Annotated in this window: 16 protein-coding genes; 11 read left to right on the top strand and 5 right to left on the bottom strand. The window is 44.1% G+C overall.

Translation table 11 applies throughout. The features are described from left to right. Positions 1-22: 22 nt before the first annotated feature. Positions 23-562: a DUF924 family protein gene (locus tag MTX11_RS04635; RefSeq protein WP_004281270.1), complete on the bottom strand. Its 540-nt coding sequence runs from the start codon at positions 560-562 to the stop codon at positions 23-25. Between the two features lie 211 nt (positions 563-773). Between MTX11_RS04635 and gshA the strand changes: the two genes are divergently transcribed. Both gshA and MTX11_RS04645 read left to right on the top strand, forming a co-directional pair. Further along, positions 774-2,351, top strand: coding sequence for a glutamate--cysteine ligase (gshA, locus tag MTX11_RS04640; RefSeq protein WP_243474481.1), 1,578 nt, complete (start codon positions 774-776; stop codon positions 2,349-2,351). Positions 2,352-2,370: 19 nt separating this feature from the next. Next, positions 2,371-2,898 carry a disulfide bond formation protein B gene (locus MTX11_RS04645; RefSeq protein WP_243474482.1) on the top strand — a complete coding sequence of 176 codons (528 nt, stop codon included), beginning with the start codon at positions 2,371-2,373 and terminating at the stop codon, positions 2,896-2,898. A gap of 54 nt (positions 2,899-2,952) precedes the next feature. On the opposite strand, the gene MTX11_RS04650 is transcribed toward MTX11_RS04645, so the two are convergent. Continuing rightward, complete coding sequence (locus MTX11_RS04650; protein WP_243474483.1) at positions 2,953-4,284, bottom strand: GPI inositol-deacylase; 1,332 nt, start codon at positions 4,282-4,284, stop codon at positions 2,953-2,955. A 246-nt stretch (positions 4,285-4,530) separates the two neighbouring features. Between MTX11_RS04650 and MTX11_RS04655 the strand changes: the two genes are divergently transcribed. The 7 genes from MTX11_RS04655 to urtE all read left to right on the top strand — a co-directional run bounded on the left by MTX11_RS04655 (position 4,531) and on the right by urtE (position 12,976). Further along, positions 4,531-5,124 (top strand): YqiA/YcfP family alpha/beta fold hydrolase, encoded by a 594-nt coding sequence (locus MTX11_RS04655; RefSeq protein ID WP_243474484.1) that lies wholly within the window; start codon positions 4,531-4,533, stop codon positions 5,122-5,124. Between the two features lies 1 nt (position 5,125). Further along, a complete protein-coding gene (gene parE / locus MTX11_RS04660; RefSeq protein ID WP_004281275.1) occupies positions 5,126-7,006 on the top strand; it encodes a DNA topoisomerase IV subunit B in 1,881 nt (626 codons plus the stop codon). A gap of 358 nt (positions 7,007-7,364) precedes the next feature. Further along, the gene (gene urtA / locus MTX11_RS04665; protein ID WP_005250249.1) at positions 7,365-8,645 is read left to right on the top strand and encodes an urea ABC transporter substrate-binding protein; all 1,281 of its coding nucleotides are present in this window, start codon (positions 7,365-7,367) and stop codon (positions 8,643-8,645) included. A gap of 94 nt (positions 8,646-8,739) precedes the next feature. After that, positions 8,740-10,374 carry an urea ABC transporter permease subunit UrtB gene (gene urtB, locus MTX11_RS04670; RefSeq protein WP_243474485.1) on the top strand — a complete coding sequence of 545 codons (1,635 nt, stop codon included), beginning with the start codon at positions 8,740-8,742 and terminating at the stop codon, positions 10,372-10,374. A 4-nt stretch (positions 10,375-10,378) separates the two neighbouring features. Next, complete coding sequence (urtC, locus tag MTX11_RS04675; RefSeq protein ID WP_243474486.1) at positions 10,379-11,452, top strand: urea ABC transporter permease subunit UrtC; 1,074 nt, start codon at positions 10,379-10,381, stop codon at positions 11,450-11,452. Beyond that, the gene (gene urtD / locus MTX11_RS04680) at positions 11,449-12,267 is read left to right on the top strand and encodes an urea ABC transporter ATP-binding protein UrtD (protein WP_243474487.1); all 819 of its coding nucleotides are present in this window, start codon (positions 11,449-11,451) and stop codon (positions 12,265-12,267) included. The genes urtC and urtD overlap by 4 nt, the downstream gene beginning before the upstream one ends. A gap of 10 nt (positions 12,268-12,277) precedes the next feature. Then, positions 12,278-12,976 carry an urea ABC transporter ATP-binding subunit UrtE gene (gene urtE / locus MTX11_RS04685; protein WP_005105332.1) on the top strand — a complete coding sequence of 233 codons (699 nt, stop codon included), beginning with the start codon at positions 12,278-12,280 and terminating at the stop codon, positions 12,974-12,976. A gap of 401 nt (positions 12,977-13,377) precedes the next feature. On the opposite strand, the gene MTX11_RS04690 is transcribed toward urtE, so the two are convergent. The 3 genes from MTX11_RS04690 to MTX11_RS04700 form a co-directional block, all read right to left on the bottom strand. Continuing rightward, on the bottom strand, positions 13,378-14,100 hold the full coding sequence (locus tag MTX11_RS04690; RefSeq protein WP_243474488.1) for a hypothetical protein: 723 nt from the start codon (positions 14,098-14,100) through the stop codon (positions 13,378-13,380). A gap of 172 nt (positions 14,101-14,272) precedes the next feature. Next, the gene (locus MTX11_RS04695; RefSeq protein WP_243474489.1) at positions 14,273-14,785 is read right to left on the bottom strand and encodes a GNAT family N-acetyltransferase; all 513 of its coding nucleotides are present in this window, start codon (positions 14,783-14,785) and stop codon (positions 14,273-14,275) included. An 80-nt stretch (positions 14,786-14,865) separates the two neighbouring features. After that, on the bottom strand, positions 14,866-15,591 hold the full coding sequence (locus MTX11_RS04700; RefSeq protein ID WP_005105335.1) for an outer membrane protein OmpK: 726 nt from the start codon (positions 15,589-15,591) through the stop codon (positions 14,866-14,868). Between the two features lie 1,006 nt (positions 15,592-16,597). Between MTX11_RS04700 and MTX11_RS04705 the strand changes: the two genes are divergently transcribed. Together MTX11_RS04705 and MTX11_RS04710 are read left to right on the top strand one after the other, a co-directional pair. Then, complete coding sequence (locus MTX11_RS04705) at positions 16,598-16,963, top strand: HPF/RaiA family ribosome-associated protein (protein WP_005108164.1); 366 nt, start codon at positions 16,598-16,600, stop codon at positions 16,961-16,963. Between the two features lie 127 nt (positions 16,964-17,090). Beyond that, entirely contained in the window at positions 17,091-17,633 is a 543-nt protein-coding gene (locus tag MTX11_RS04710; RefSeq protein WP_039902494.1) for a hypothetical protein, read from the top strand. The last annotated feature ends 6 nt before the right edge of the window (positions 17,634-17,639 follow it).

Here is a 17,639-nt window from a genome sequence, read left to right on the forward strand (position 1 = left end):
AGACAGCCGGTCTTAAAAAATCTTAAAAACTGCTATCGGGCTGGGTCAGGAAAGTAAGTTCTTCATCGGTCGATGCACGACCCAGAATCTGGTTTCGGTGCGGGTAACGTCCAAAGCGGTCAATAATGACCTTGTGCTTTTTCTCGAATTCCAGATTGGTCGGATTGCCCAGACGCTGAAACAGTTTTAAGGCGAATTCATGAATCAGTTTGGATTCGCTGTGCATAAATGGCATATACAGAAAGGCACGCTGTTCCGGACTGAGCTGTTGATCCAGGTTCAGGCTGATGGCTTCCTGAGCCAAGGCCAGTGCCAGACTGTCTTGGGCGAAAGCTTGGGGAGAATCACGGAATAAATTTCGTGAAAATTGATCTAGCACAATAATTTCGGCCAGCCGGCCTTCTGCGGTTTTACGCCAGCCCCAAAGTTCAGCCTGGGCTGCCTGCTGATGGGTGCTCATGAACTGCTGCGCAATACTTTGGTCGAATTCATGACTTTGGCTAAACCATAAGGGCTGGCTGTCTGCATGAAACCAGAAGTCTAAAATATCTTGATAATTCATAATATTTACAATTCATTAGCATCTATTTGTTAATAAAATCACAAATTTTCCATGTCTTATAGAGGAAGTTTGTGTTAAAAATTTGCCAAATTAAAAATCAATGGTTTGCCTGAAAACTAGGCAGCCTGTCATATGCCGGCACGAAATCACGTTATACTGATTAAACCGATGATTTTAATTTAATAATTTAGCCCCCTTAAGCGAGATTGTAATGAGTCAACCTGAATCGACTTCCCAAAATGTGTTACCGACCTGGGTCGAGTCGTCACTCATCAAAGGCATGTTGCGTGGTATCGAGCGTGAAAGCTTGCGTATGCAAAGTGATGGTTTCCTGTCACAGGCAGCGCATCCTCGTGCCTTGGGTTCAGCCTTGACTCATCCACATATCACCACGGACTATTCTGAAGCATTGATGGAGTTTATTACTCCGCCACAGGACAGTATTAAAAAAGCACTGGACTATCTCAGCGATATTCATGCAATTGTACATCGTCATCTGGAAAATGATGAAAAACTCTGGCCTTTGTCGATGCCATGTATGCTGGACAGCCGTGATGACAGCATTCCGCTGGCACAATATGGCAGCTCGAATATTGGTCTGTTTAAAACCTTGTATCGTCATGGTCTAGGTGTGCGTTATGGCCGCCGTATGCAGACGATTTCAGGTGTGCATTACAACCTGTCTTTCCCGGATCATCTGTTCGAGGCCTTGCAACAGCAGGAACAAGATGAAGCACTCAAAGCACTGAGCTTGCAGGATTATCGCAGTCATCGCTATATGGGCCTGATCCGTAACTTTATTCGTCTGACCCCACTGGTGATGTTTCTGATCGGGGCCAGTCCGGCGGTCTGCCAGTGCTTTATGACTGGCCGTGATCATTTCTTGCTGCCATTGGTCAAAGGTACCTTGTATTCGCCTTATGCGACTGCGCTGCGTATGGGACGTTTTGGTTATCAAAACTCTGCGCAGAAACAGCTCGGTATTCACTACAATAATTTGCAGGACTATCTGGACGGACTGCAAAAAGCCGTTAAAACGCCGTATAAACCGTTTAGTCGTTTGGGACTGGATGATGCCAATGGCCAGCCGATCCAGATCAATGATCATGTGCTGCAAATCGAAAATGAATATTACAGCCTGGTGCGTCCGAAACAGGTGCCGCTGGCGGGTGAAACCCCGTCGCAGGCACTGGAAAATCGTGGGATTGCCTATGTCGAGCTGCGTGCAGTCGATGTCAATCCATACAGCCCGATAGGTATCAATGAAGATACGGCCGGTTTCCTCGAAGTGGTAGCCCTGTACTGTTTATTGCAGGACAGTCCGGCGCTCCTCAGCGATGAACAGGATATTATTGAACAGAATCAGGCCGAAGTGGTGAACCGTGGCCGTGCGCCAAATGCCGCAATTATGGAAAATGGCCAGTCTTATCCGATTGAAGACTGGTGTGCCATGCATTTGCAGCGCATGCATCCCCTGGCCAAGCTGTTAAATTCGGCCTACGACACTACTCTCTATACCGATGCTTTAAAAACCATGATGATCCGGGTCGATGAAGTCGATGCCACTTTGTCTGCCTTGGTGGTAGGTGATACGCGTGAACAGGGCAGTATGTGGCATTTTGGCCAACATCTGGCCCAGCAACACAGCAGTGTCTATGAAGCGCATCAGCTCAGTCCGGAAACACTGGCTTATTTTGAAGAAATGTCACAAAAGTCATTGCAGCAACAACAGCAACTCGAGCAAGATAGCAGCGTCAGTTTTGCTGATTATTTAGCCCAATATCGATAAAAAAATAAGAGGATTCACCATGCAATGGGGTTATCGCTTCGTGAGTGGTATGTTGTTTCTGGCTGCTGTCATCGGCATGGCATTTGCCTTATATCTTGAGCATGTACAAGGTCTGGCGCCTTGTCCGCTCTGTGTGTTTCAGCGTGTTGGATTAATCGGACTCGGGATCATCTCACTGATCGCATTCCTGCATAATCCTGCATCCAATCTCATGAAGCGGCTATATGCCTTGCTGGGTTCGCTCAGTATTTTGTGGGCTGTGGGCGTGGCTGCACGTCATGTCTGGCTACAGAACCTGCCACCGGATCAGGTGCCGAGCTGTGGTCCCGGTCTGGAATACTGGCTGGAAACCCTGCCGATGCAGTCTGTATTGCAACAGGTCTTAAATGGTTCAGGGGAATGTGCTGCGATTGACTGGACTTTCTTGGGTCAATCCTTACCTGTCTGGTCTTTGATCTTCTTCAGTATTTTATTGCTGATTAGCCTGTGGCAATTGCTGCGTAAATATGAAAAGGCACCGATTAAACGACTCAGAGATAAATATTAATTCCGTATTTAATAAAAAAGCCCTCACTTGAGGGCTTTTTTATTTTGCTTGAGTTTAGGTCAGGGCAATGCCTTCCAGACTGTCCAGATCCATCACATATTCATGAATCTGATTAAAGGCTTCATCTTCTATACTTGGATAGAACCAGCGCGCCACCTGCTCGGCCACCAGCGGATGATACTGAATTTCAAAATGGTTCAGGCCATAGAAAATCGCCTTGTTTGCGTCCGGGACTTTAAGCTGGAAACGCGGATTGGGATGCTCGCCCAAAGCACTTTTAATACTCACCAGATAATCGCCAATCACATGCAAGGTCTTGTTCTTGTGGTTTTCAAACTCGATGGTACCGGCGACCAGATAGGTATCGATATGAGACGGAATAGGGGCAGGTTTACGGTGATCATCCATAAAGCCAATCCGAAGCGGATTATGCTCCCAGTCATCATCCCGGACGCTGCCATGGCGCAAATCCAGAATACCGTTACTGCGAATATTGACCAGATGGCCAAGCAGCCGGATCAGTGGAAAATGTCCAAGTTTGTTCTGCAAGCTAAAGCCAAAACGTTCCAGTACTGCACCATGATGCGGTGAACCCAGACAGACCAGATTTTCCACCATATTGACCCAGCTATAGACATTCTGCTTGCCATAAAACAGCGCACTACGAGAGACCAGACCACCCATGCTATGCCCGATCAGGTCAATACTGGTAATTCTCGGATTGCGAGCAATCAGATCCTGTAAGGTATTCGCCAGACTTCGACCATTGGCAGAAATCCGGCGTCCAGTATTGTAATTCAGATAGAGCATGGTATTGCGGTCGCGCTGCGCCAGTAATTTTGCCCCAATGCCTTCATATTTGCGATTCGACCAGTCTAAATGGTTCATGCATAAGCCATGCACAAACAGGGTAATACGACCGCTCAGCTCACCTTTTTGCAGCGAGCCATAATGGTCATAGATCACCATCGGCAAGGCCAGAGGATTCTGATATTTCAGCAGATAATCCCCGATAATGCCATTTAAGACACTGACCAGGAAATGCAAGGAAGGTGTCAGCGGTTTATTATGCAGTTTAGGAAAGCGTTCAATAATCTGGCGCAAAGCAGGGGCAATCAGGGTATTGCCGTAATGAAACAGCATGTCATAAGACATTTGATAGAGCCGCACAATGGAAGGAATATTCTGAATTTTTTCTGAATTATTTTCACTTAAACCGAAAATACTCATTAAAATTTCGCGTTGAATACTCTTGATCAGCTCCTGGATCACATCGTTAAAGCGCATCGTCACCAGCTGCGCCAGACCTTCCAGTACATCGGCCTGACTCGGCGGGGTCCGATCCCATCGACAATAGGTTTCATGTAACGGTGTCAAACTTGGCATCTGATCCTGTCCTTTCAATGAGCCGCATGTGGTGCCATCTTTCTTTTTAAAGAACTTCGCGGTATAAATTCTTTTTCTTGTTGAGTTTCCGGATTTTGAGGGCCTCAGCTTAAAATAACGAGAATGAGAAAAGATTTTGGGCTTTTTTGTCAGACAATTTAAGCAATTAACTGGTCTTATAAAGTAGTGTACTTCACATTATTTAAATTAAATTTTGATGATTGATGGGTTTTTTGTTGGTAGTTCATGAATATCATTTATTTGCATGGTTTTAAGAGTAATTCCAACTCGATCAAGGGGAAATTGCTGCAACATTACTGTGCAAAGTATCCTGAAATTCAGGTACATTTACCCGATTTAAACATGTCACCGAACGCTGCCATTGCGCATGTTTCTGAACTGATTGAATCGATGCATAATGTGGCATTACTGGGCAGTAGTCTCGGCGGATTTTATGCGACACATCTGGTCGCACAGCATGCTGTGCCTGCTGTACTGATCAATCCGGCAATGCGACCATGGCAACTGTTTCGTGAACTGTTTGACGAGCAACTGCCTTATCAGGTTCATCCGAACTGGTGTCTGGATGAGGCAGATCTGTTACAACTGCAGCAATTGGCCCTGCCTGTTGCACAAGATGCAGACAAAATACTGGTTCTGCTGCAACAAGGCGATGAAGTTTTGGATTATCGTGAAGCACATCGTTATTATAGTGCTGCGCATCCCCCTGCAATGCTGATGACTGAAGCGCATGGCAGTCACGGGATGGATGATTTTGCGGAAAAAATTCCGTTCGTCTTACAGTTTTTATTGGACTGCATAAAAAAGGAAACCGAATAACGTGTCTCAATATACGGCTCAATCTCTTGAAGTTTTATCTGGTCTGGATCCGGTCCGTCGTCGTCCGGGCATGTATACCGATACTTCTCGTCCCAACCATTTGGCACAGGAAGTGATTGATAATGCTGTCGATGAGGCACTGGCAGGACATGCCAACAAGATTACCGTCACGGTCTATAAAGATGGTTCTTTATCAGTCGAAGACAATGGCCGTGGGATGCCGGTGGATATTCACCCTGAATACGGCCAGAGCGGTATTGAAATTATCATGACCAAACTGCATGCCGGCGGTAAGTTCAGCACCGATAACTACCAGTTTTCCGGTGGTTTGCATGGCGTCGGGATTTCAGTGGTCAATGCGCTTTCGACCCGGGTAGAGGTTGAAGTTCAGCGTCAGGGCAATCTGTATAAAATGGCCTTTGAAAATGGCGAACCGGTTGCACCGCTTGAAGTGCTGGCAGGTAAGGCACCGAAACGGGTATCAGGAACTACGGTACAATTCTGGCCTGAAGCCAAATATTTTGATTCGCCTAAATTTGCCTTAAAAGCGTTAAAACATAATCTCAAAGCCAAAGCTGTTTTGGCGGCGGGTTTACAGATCAATTATGTTGATCAGATCAATGATGAAAAGATTACCTGGCAGTTTGAAAATGGTCTGGTTGATTATTTGATGGACGAGCTGGAAGACCGTGAAATTATTCCGGCACCGGCGTTTGTTGCCACAGGCGATGCGGAACGTGCCAGCGCAGAATTTGCAATTTGCTGGAATGTCGAAGGGGGTGAAAGCGTCCAGGAATCTTATGTCAACCTGATTCCGACCGCACAAGGCGGAACGCATGTGAATGGTCTGCGTTCAGGCGTCACCGATGCGATGCGTGAATTCTGTGAACTGCGTAATTTGCTGCCGCGGAATATGAAACTCTCTGCCGAAGATGTCTGGGACGGCGTCAATTATATCCTGTCGCTGAAATTTCAGGAGCCGCAATTCTCAGGTCAGACTAAAGAACGTCTATCGAGCCGTGAAGCAGCTGGAATTGTGCAGAATATTGCCAAAGATGCCTTTGCATTATGGTTGAACCAGAATTCTGACATCGCCATGCAACTGGCAGAAATGGCCATTTCCAAAGCCGGTCGCCGTCTCAAAGCAGCGAAAAAAGTAGAACGTAAGAAAATTGTCGCGGGTCCAACCTTGCCGGGGAAACTGTCGGACTGTGTAGGCCATGATCTGGATCAGTCAGAACTGTTTATTGTGGAAGGGGATTCTGCGGGTGGTTCGGCCAAGCAGGCGCGTGATAAGAACTTCCAGGCGATTATGCCAATTCGTGGAAAAATCCTGAATACTTGGGAAGTCTCTTCTGACGAAGTTCTAGCATCGCAGGAAGTACACAATATTGCGATTGCCATTGGCGTTGATCCGGGTTCGGATGACTTGTCTGAACTGCGTTATGGCAAGGTCTGTATCCTGGCGGATGCCGACTCGGATGGTTTGCATATCGCGACTTTGCTGTGTGCCTTGTTTGTAAAGCATTTTCCTACACTGGTCGAGGAAGGGCATTTATTTGTAGCGATGCCGCCATTATTCCGTATTGATGACAATAAAGATGTGCACTACGCTTTGGATGAAGATGAGCTGAATAGCATCCTGAAAAAATGCAAAACCAAGAATCCGCAAATCACCCGATTCAAGGGTCTGGGCGAGATGAATGCCAGTCAGTTACGTGAAACCACGCTTGATCCAAACACGCGTCGTCTGGTGCAACTGGATCTGGATGATGCTCATCATACCGCAGGGTTACTGGATAAACTTTTGGCGAAAAAGCGTGCCAGTGACCGCAAAGACTGGTTGGAGCAAAAAGGTAATCTGGCAGATTTGGTGGTTTAAACTATCGAATTTAAGCAGTAAAAAATCCCGCAAGCGCGGGATTTTTTGTTTTAAAACAGTGCAAAAAATATTCAAGGTGCTGCACTTTATTTGTACATCATCTTCTATCTCACTTCTGCTATGTTTTCATTGCTCTTTGCGCGACCTACTTAGAGTTAAGCTCGGATACAGCATTTAAATACAGGTTTAATTCTTTTTAGTATTACTAAATTCATGATTCATAATACGAATAATGAGATCAGTTAAATTAATTTTTTTTATTTTTTGAAGCCTTGGCACAGAAATTGAATCACTCCATCCAGATGTACAACAAGACAAGCATGAAAAATGCACCATCATAAAGTTTGGAGAAAATCTGATGTTCCAACGCAATTTATTTTCAAAAAGTATTTTAGCCGCAACCATGGCAGGGGCTGTTGCATTAACGGGGTGTTCAAAATCTGCTGAAAAAGCAGAAGCCCCGGCCGCGGAAAGCAAAGTCGCAGATAGCGGCGATACGATTAAAGTCGGGATCCTGCATTCATTGTCCGGCACCATGGCAATTTCTGAGACCTCACTGAAAGACACGGCCTTAATGGCGATTAAGGAAATCAATGACAAGGGTGGGGTACTGGGTAAAAAACTGGAACCTGTGGTGGTCGATCCAGCATCAGACTGGCCACTTTTTGCAGAGCAAGCACGTCAGCTGATTACCCAAGACAAAGTCGCGGTAATTTTCGGTGCATGGACGTCGGTATCACGTAAATCTGTCTTACCAGTGGTTGAAGAGCTGAATGGCTTATTGTTCTATCCTGTACAGTACGAAGGCCAGGAACAATCCAAAAATATTTTTTATACCGGTGCTGCACCTAATCAGCAAGCCATTCCAGCCGTGGAATACTTGATGAGCGAAGAGGGCGGTAAAGCGGAGCGTTTTGTTCTGCTCGGTACAGACTATGTGTATCCACGTACAACCAACCAGATTTTACGTGCTTTCTTAAAGTCTAAAGGCGTGGCTGATGCGGACATCATGGAAGAGTACACGCCATTTGGTCATAGCAACTATCAAACCATTGTCGGCAATGTGAAAAAATTCGCAGCTGGTAAAAAGACCGCAGTGATTTCAACCATCAATGGTGACTCCAACGTACCATTCTATCGTGAACTGGGTAATCAGGGCATTAAAGCTTCTGATATTCCAGTGATGGCGTTCTCGGTAGGTGAAGAAGAACTGCGTGGTATTGATACCAAGCCATTGGTCGGTCATTTGGCGTCATGGAACTATTTCATGTCAGTGAAGAATCCGGTCAATACCGAATTCACCAACAAAATGAAGCAGTATGCGGTGGAATTCAAACTGCCAAATGCTGACAAACTGGTGACCAATGACCCAATGGAAGCAACTTATGTCGGGATTAACATGTGGAAGCAAGCCGTTGAAAAAGCAGGTTCTACAGAGGTCGATAAAGTCCGTGAAGCGATGGCAGGTCAGGAATTCAAAGCCCCATCCGGCTATACCTTAAAAATGGATGCGACGAATCACCACTTACACAAGCCAGTCATGATTGGTCAGATTCGTGGCGATGGACAGTTTGATGTGGTCTATAAAACGCCACAAGCCATCCAGGCACAGCCTTGGAGCCCGTACATTCCGAAATAACTGCTATCTTTTGCCTGCCACAGCCGTGGCAGGTGTCCTCTGATTTTTTTCTTACTCTCCACGGAAAATTTCCAATGGAATAGGGGTGAATATAATGAATATTCGCGTGAATATCGCCGCTATTTTTCTGTTGTGTATACAAATATTTTGTATGCAAATGGCAACAGCAGAAACCTCTTTACAACACAATAATTCAACCATAGCGATACAACCACAAGATGCGATTCAGCAATTTGTGCAAGGTGATTTTGCTCAACGTCGTGCTTTACTCAATCAATGGCCAGGCAGTATTGAACAGTTAGATCAGCTTGCAGAATATGTTGAAAACGACCAGCTTTATAGCGATTCTCAAAGACAAACCTATATTTTAGAAGCCGATGATCAGTTGCTCAGTTATCCAAGTTTAGATGCTGTTGCAGATTGGCCAAGCGACCTTGCACAAGTCACTTTGGTGAATACCTTGCGTAAAGCATTGACCTTTGGTTTGGCACAAAGCAAGTTGAAGTCGGATGATGCCTCTGAGCGTTTAGAAGCGATTGATATTTATGAAAGCAACTTGGCAGAGCTGAATGTTGCTCACATCAATGCGCTGTATTTAAAAGAACAAAACAATAAAGTCAAAGCCCGTTTGGCCCAGCTCAAAGCCCGTTTGGATTATCAAAACTCAGATGTGCTCGTCAAAATTCAAGCCGCAAAAATTTTACAAGATTCTAATCGTCCTGATGTCTTGGCGATGATCGACAATGAGTTGTCACAGCCGACTATCCATCCTGAGCTGAAAGCGGCTTTGCTTGAAGCGAAAAACAGTATTAAAACCCGTATTCAAGCCAGTGAATGGACAGGACATTTATTTTCAGGTTTAAGTACCGCCAGTATTTTGTTGCTTGCTGCACTGGGTCTTGCGATTACCTACGGTTTGCTCGGTGTGATTAATATGGCGCATGGTGAGCTCATTATGATTGGCGCCTATACCACTTATGTGGTGCAAAGCCTGTTTAAAAGCTATTTGGGCAGCTATGTCGATTGGTACTTAATCGCCGCGATTCCTGCGGCATTCTTGGTAAGTGGGCTGATCGGCATGTTGATTGAACGTACCGTGATTCGTCCGCTATATGGTCGCCAGTTGGAAACCTTGCTTGCCACTTTTGGTGTCAGCCTGATTCTGATGCAATTGGTACGCATGACTTTTGGTGCGCAAAATGTCGAAGTTTCTAACATTTCCTGGCTGTCAGGCGGGATCTCGATTACTCCAAGCTTGATGCTGCCCTATAACCGTATTGCGATTATTGTCTTTACCATTGCAGTGCTTTTGTTGTTGGTTTACCTACTGAATAAAACCCGTTTTGGCTTGTTTGTACGTGCGGTGACGCAAAACCGTCAAATGGCGCGAGCCGTTGGTATTCGTTCAAGCCGTATCGACATGATGGCCTTTGGTTTAGGTTCAGGTCTTGCAGGACTCGCCGGATGTGCTTTGGCACAAGTCGGTAACGTCGGGCCAGATTTAGGGCAAAACTACATTATTGATGCCTTCTTGGTGGTGGTTGTCGGTGGTGTAGGTCAGGTGTGGGGTGCAGTTCTTGCAGCGCTTGGTCTGGGTATTAGCGGTACCGCCTTGGAAATTGGTATTGGTGCGGTACTGGCAAAAATTGTTCTCTTGGTGCTTGTGATTTTGTTTATTCAAAAACGTCCACAAGGTTTGTTTGCCATCAAAGGCCGTTTTGTGGAGTAAGCACATGAAGATTACACAATTACTTTCAGATAAACCACGTAGCGGTATCGCCATAGCCGTGTGCTTTGCCATCTTATTGGCATTGCCATGGCTACATTTATTACCTGCTGATTCAGCGCTGCATTTATCTGCGTATTGGGTCACCCTGATTGGCAAAATCATGTGTTTGGCCTTGGTCGCTTTGGCACTCGATTTGGTGTGGGGTTATGCCGGCATTTTAAGTTTGGGGCATGGTTTGTACTTTGCCCTTGGCGGTTATGCCTTTGGCATGTACCTGATGCGCCAGTCTGCAGGGGATGGTATTCCTGACTTTATGCGCTTCCTGAGTTGGACGGAAGTGCCATGGTTTTGGGTGGGGACTGAATACTTCCTTTGGTCACTTGCCCTTGTGGTGTTAGTACCGGGCATCATTGCCTTTATTTTTGGTTTCTTTGCCTTCCGCTCGAAAATTAAAGGCGTGTATTTCTCGATTATTACCCAAGCCATGACTTTTGCCGCTGCATTACTGTTCTTCCGTAATGAAACCGGCTTTGGTGGCAACAATGGTTTTACCGGTTTTAAAACCATGCTAGGTATGGACATTACCTCGGCATCTATGCGTGCCAGCCTGTGCTTTATCACCGCATTGGTACTGCTGCTCTGTTTTGTTGGGTTACGTCATTTAATGGATAAACCTTATGGCCGTGTGTTGGGGGCGATTCGTGACAGCGAAAATCGTCTGCAATATTTGGGCTATCGCACGCTTTGGTACAAGCTCTCTGCTTGGGTGCTTTCTGCTGTGATTGCAGGGATTGCAGGCGCGCTGTATGTGCCGCAAGCAGGCATTATTAATCCAAGTGAAATGAACCCGGTGAACTCGATTGAAATGGCGGTGTGGGTGGCAGCGGGTGGTCGTGGCACTTTAATTGGCCCACTAATTGGTGCAGGTGTCATTAACGGGGTAAAAACCTATTTCACCTCGGCTTATCCTGAAGCATGGTTACTCATTTTGGGTGCGCTATTTATTGTGGTCACCATTTTCTTACCGAAAGGCATTATTGGTCTGTTTGACCGTTTTAAAAAGGAGCGTAGCGAATGAGCGAAATCCTGCAACCGCATGGTGGTCATGCTTCTGAAGGCTATGGTCGTCCAAAAGAACAAGGCGCAGACTTTACTCACGGCATAGCGCTATATTTGGAAAAAGTAAGCGTCTGGTTTGATGCTTTTCGTGCCTTAAATGATTTGTCGTTGTATATCGAAGAGGGGGAATTACGCTGCATTATCGGGCCGAACGGGGCAGGGAAAACCACCCTCATGGATGTGATTACCGGTAAAACGCGACCAACCGAAGGCACAGCATTTTTTGGGCAAAACTACGATTTAGCCAAAATGAGCACTGAACAAATTGCGGAAGCAGGCATAGGGCGCAAGTTCCAAAAACCGACCGTGTTTGAAAATTTCACGGTCATGGAAAATCTATTACTCGCTGCACCGAAAGACAAACGTGTGAAAAAAAGCCTCTTTAGCAAGCTTGATCCGGATGCACAAAATGCCTTGGATGAATCCCTCACTCAAATTCGTCTGCAAGAGTTCATTAATAAACCTGCTGGCTTGCTGTCACATGGTCAAAAGCAATGGTTAGAAATCGGTATGTTGCTGATGCAACGCCCTAAACTGATTTTGCTTGATGAGCCTGTGGCAGGGATGACTGATGCCGAAACCGAACGCACGGCAGAGCTGTGTTTAGAACTCAAGAAAAATCACACCCTCGTTGTGGTCGAGCATGATATGAGTTTTATCGACACCATTAGTGAAAAAGTCACGGTATTGGCGCAAGGCGCAATTTTGGCAGAAGGCACATTGGCAGAAGTACAAACCAATGAAGATGTCATTGAAAAGTATTTAGGACGTTAAGGAGACCGCGATGTTAGAAGTCAAAGACGTCAATCAGTTTTATGGTGGCAGTCATATTTTACGTGATGTGTCGTTGACTGCACCTGTGGGTGAATGTTCGGTGGTGCTTGGGCGCAATGGGGTGGGGAAAACCACGCTCCTTAAATGTCTGATGGGTATTTTACCGATTAAATCCGGACAGATTTTGCTGGATGGTAAAGACATATCCAAGCTCGGTCCTGAACAGCGTGTACGTGAAGGTTTGGCTTATGTGCCACAAGGTCGAGATATTTTTTCAACGCTGACGGTGGAGGAAAACATTCTCATTGGTATGGCGAAATTTAAAGGAGCAAAGACACGCAAAGTGCCTGAGCATTTGTATGAAATTTTCCCTGTCTTGGAGGAAATGAAGCACCGCCGTGGAGGAGATTTGTCCGGTGGGCAGCAGCAGCAGCTTGCCATTGCACGTGCACTTGCTTCTGAACCGCGTGTGCTGATTTTGGATGAACCGACTGAAGGCATCCAGCCATCCATTATTAAAGACATTGGCCGGGTCATTCGTAAACTGGCGGATGGTGGTGAGATGGCGATTGTGCTGGTTGAACAGTTTTATGACTTTGCTGAAGAACTTGCTGATGGATATACCGTGATGGCACGTGGCCAAGTCGTGGCGCAAGGTGTGGGTAGTGAAATGCCGGAGAAAGGCATTCGGGAGTTGGTGGCAATTTAAGGCTTTTAGCTTCTTCTCCTATGGGAGAAGGTGGGGGGTGAGGGCTTATCTTTATTTACCTCTCCCTAACCCTCTCCTAGAAGGAGAGGGAAAAAGCCTCCCTGAGCAAGATATAAGCACTGCTTTATATCGAAGCGTAAGAAAGGGAGGTTTGGAGGGATTAGATTTTAAATCTCCTCTTACGAAGCAGAGCTTCTCATCTCTTAAAGAGAGAGGGGAATTTTCTTTTTTGAATAATGGAGGGATTAGATTTCTGTATTTTCATCCCAAAGGAAGTACATACCAAATTGTCCAGTTCTAAATTCACCGCCTATCGCTTTGCCCGTATCAGCCATATTTTCCCTGTAATATTTTGAATATTATGTTTGTTATAGGGGAATAAGATATCGCTGAATCAGCAATCACTCAACCTTTAAATACATGCCATCTGCCGAGACATTATGACCAAAACCACAAGACATCGGATTGCTGCTATTCACCACAATCTGTTGTCCAATTTGAGCGTTAAACTGAAATTTTAAATCAATTTTGCAATCTTCTACGCTGTAATTGGTCTGAGCTTTATTCAGTGGCATGCGGGTTGAAAATTCTCCCATATTTGGTCCATAAATCAGACTGCGCAAACCCATATAGAGTCCATTAAACTCAATCTGGTAGGCATTCGAAGCCCGTTTAACTTCCATCGTATTCCATTGACCAAAACCTGCATAACGAACATATTTTCCTGCAAGACTCTTTGATTTTTCTGGTGCAGGTAACTGTTTTAGATTGAACTGGCTGGCTTTAGCATTCGGGAAAACCGAGAACCAGGCGCGTGCCCATTGCGGCTTTCCAAGCTTGGCATAACTTAAGCCAACATTATTAAACGCCGTGGTGATATCGCGTTCGGAAAAAGCTGTACCACCGCCTTCTACATTCATCGCACAAAAGGATGACCATGCGGCTTGTTGCTCAAATTGCGCTATGGCCTTTTGATATTGTTTTTGGTTGTAGAATTTTTTGCCATTATTTGCGTAGCTTTGCACTTTGCTACAGCCTGAACGGAGCTCTTTTTCAAAATATGAATCAGCAAAAGTGAGCATACTTAAACTTAAAAGACCAATAGACAATAGAGATTTATACATGGTGTTATTCAGTATGATTTTTAGCTGAATAAAACATAGCCGCTCGTATAAGTAAATAGAACTTGTGCTTATTAAACTGGATAACAACCAAATATCGTGATGGCCAAGTATTAAAAAGCTGAAGAGTAGTGTCCAGAAAGCAGTTCTGAAATAGTTTTAAACTAAGAATGAATCAAGCTTGATCCAGATTGAGTTGTAAGAGTACCAAATCACGCCATTGCCCAAACTTCTGTCCGACTTGCGGCATATAGGCAGTTTGAACGAAGCCCAGTTTTTCATGCAGACGAATCGATGAGTTGTTTTCAGAATCAATCGCCGCGACCATGATATGCAGTTTCTGTACTTGAGCCTGTTCAATTAAATATTGCAATAATTTAGAACCCAAACCTTGCCCTGCATAATCTGGATTTAAAAAGATGGAATGTTCTACCGTCTGTTGAAAGCCCTGAATACTACGAAACTGATCATAACAGGCATAGCCAGCAACGACTTGATTTTGAGTATCTTCAACCACAAAAACCGGGAAATTCTGATTTTTAAGCTGTTTAAACCAGATTTTGAAATAGTTCAAATCAAAGGCTGTTCTGTTCCAGGTCGCAGTACCATAGAGTACTTCCTGATTATAAATCTTGAGGATGGTTTCAAGATCATGTTCGGTCGCAGGTCGAATATCAAAATCAGGCATATTCTTGTTCTAGTAGAGGTGAGCTGAAATCACAGTTTAAAAAAAGCAGAACCGGAGTTCTGCTTTCGATCATACATCAATTAGAAATGATATTTCACAAGTGCGCTGACATTGTTTTCATCTTGATTTTTAAGACCAAACTTATTGTTCCACACTGAATGTTCAACACCGAGGTATAAACGGGTATCTGGAGAAATGTGTTTGCCCGCATTCCATTTCCACTGTGTAGTCCAGTTTAACTCGCTTGCTTGAGCGTCTTTTTCAGCAGTTGACCAATCAAGGAAGCCATCTACAAGAAAATCTTCAGCACCCAGTTTAAATGGCACACCATAGGTAAGCGTCATTTGATAATCGTCTTTATTGCCAAACACTTTTTCATTGTTTGCACGATAAAGATTTAAGCTTGCATATTGAAAGTATGGGATATCAAGGTCAAAGCCCACGCCATATAGGAAGTTATCAGCATTATCTGAACCTTCCCACGTTGTTGAAATAAGCACATCTTTCACTGGACCAAAGGCAAGTTTTTGGCCTGTAACTTCGCTTAAGCTTAAACGTGGTGATAACTCAAAGTACGTACTTTTAACATCATCGCCACCGCGCAGACGATCCATAAAGAAGAATACATCTGCATATTTAACTTTTGCAGCATATTCAACAGTTAAAGTAGTTTGCTGATCGTCTACAACTTCATAGTTTTCACCATAAAGACCTGTAACGCTAAAGTCCTGCCAAACTGGTTTCGCTTGAGCAAATGCTGCAGTTGAAGCCAATGCACAAAGTGCCGCAAGTTGTGTAAATTTCATTTAAATCTATCCCCCCGAGAAAGCAGAATAAGCATACAGATTAATAAGTAAAAATAAAGTTAAAAGTGATCGCTGACTTAAATATATTCCAGCCCCCATGAGTTGAATGAAGACGATCATCTTCCTCAGTTTTCATTGCGTTTCGCTGATACTTCTCTAAATTATTATTTTTTAAATAAAGTTGAATATGTAGTGCCTTAAAAGACTGAATGTATAACTAAAAATATAAAATCACTTCAATTTACGATGATTAACTTACAAAATCAGTAAAAAATAGGGGGGGATATACAGATTGTTTAGTAATTAATTTGGGCCTGAGGCTGAACAGCTTTGTTCTGTTTGTGTAATGAGGTTAGTTTGAAAATCTCAAATGACCGTCGTTTTATAAGCCTGTTCTCAGCCTCTTCAAGTGAGATTGAACGGTCTTATATTTCAATAAAAAATTATTTTGCAGGTTGTTATTTAAAATGACGAAAGAGTATTTTTCCCGGTTATGCAAAAGCAACTAAATAATGATAAAGCAAATGATCTATTCAGGACTGTAAGGCTGACTAGGCGCTGATCTTATAAGATAAATTATTAGGTAAAAGTGAGCTAATTTCGATAAAAAATACTTTTAATTCCTCCTTTTTTAGGTTTCCTGGTCGAGTGTTATTTAAGCGATTTATCGGTCTGGCTTAAAAATTATTTCAAATTAAATCATGTGAAAGGTTGTGAAATTTCCGTTTGAAAAATCCTGTATTTTTGAGCTGAGTAAGCAGTTGTCACAATGGATTATTCTTTTGCTAAAAAACCAAAATATCACTTGCATATTTCCAAGATACAGCCGATATTCAAGATATAAGGACACGATTCTGCAGACTCAAAAATGTGTTCATCATTCAAAATGGAGGGTGTGATTCCAATCATTTGAAGAAGTGAAATGCGATGTGAAACAGCAAGCTACAAACGTGCCAAGATAAAAAATTTTGCACTCAAAAGTTACAAAGATTGAGGATGGTAATATATGAATATTGAACTTCGTACCGATAACCACATTCAGAATAGTGATCGTTTAATTACTTATGTACGGGAAGAATTAAATCAAGAATTCCAGCGCCACAGCGAACGTATTACCCATTTTTCAGTCCATCTCAGTGATGAAAATGGCGCCAAAGGCGGCGATGACGATATTCGCTGTATGATTGAAGCGCGTCCTGCAGGCTTGAAACCTGTCGTAGTCAATCATCGTGGCCATAATGTCGATACTGCGATCCATGGTGCAATTGACCGATTGAAACGTAGTCTGGAACATGTGATCGAGAAAAAAGACAATGTTCGTCCTGGTGCTCTTGACCTAGCAGACACAGATACTGCGGATATCGAAGAGTAAGCCGAACTGATTTGAAAAAGCCCTGCGGGGCTTTTTTCGTATTAAACAAAAATATAGTTATGAGAAGCACAACAAATCCTGCTTTATTCGGCATAATAGTCGAAAACGAATCAAAGTGAGCTCCATCATGTTAACTGCGCAACAACAGCTTTTTGTGCAAGCACTCGAAGAATTAAATCTGGACCAGGTCAAACAGCTGCTGGCAGATGGACTCAACCCGAATTTTATTGATCATGACAAAGGCCCGGTGATTTCGGTCTGGTCAGATGGCCTGTTTAAATGGTGGGAAGAAGTGTGTGAGCTGTATGAAGCCGGAACACCACTTTCAGAAGATGAGAAACAGGCACGTTTGGCGGTACATTTACAGATTCTGGAAGAACTGATCCAGGCCAAAGTGAATCTGCATCTGTGGGATGCAGAAGAAATTTATGGTCCACTCTGGGATGCCGCAAGTGCCGCATGTGCACCTGCCGTACAGCGTTTACTGGATGAAAAAGTCGATCCAAATAGCAAAGATGAAGATGGCATGACTATTTTATCTTCTATTAGTGATCTATTCTTTGATTGTGATTTTGATGAAATCAACTGGTCAGAAGCTTTAGACGAAGAAAAACAGACGCTAGAATTGCTTCGCAAGCATGGCGCAAAAATGACCAAAGAACTCAGTTAAATTTTA

The sequence above is a fragment of the Acinetobacter lwoffii genome, assembly GCF_022809915.1.
Classification (GTDB): Bacteria; Pseudomonadota; Gammaproteobacteria; order Pseudomonadales; family Moraxellaceae; genus Acinetobacter; species Acinetobacter lwoffii_M.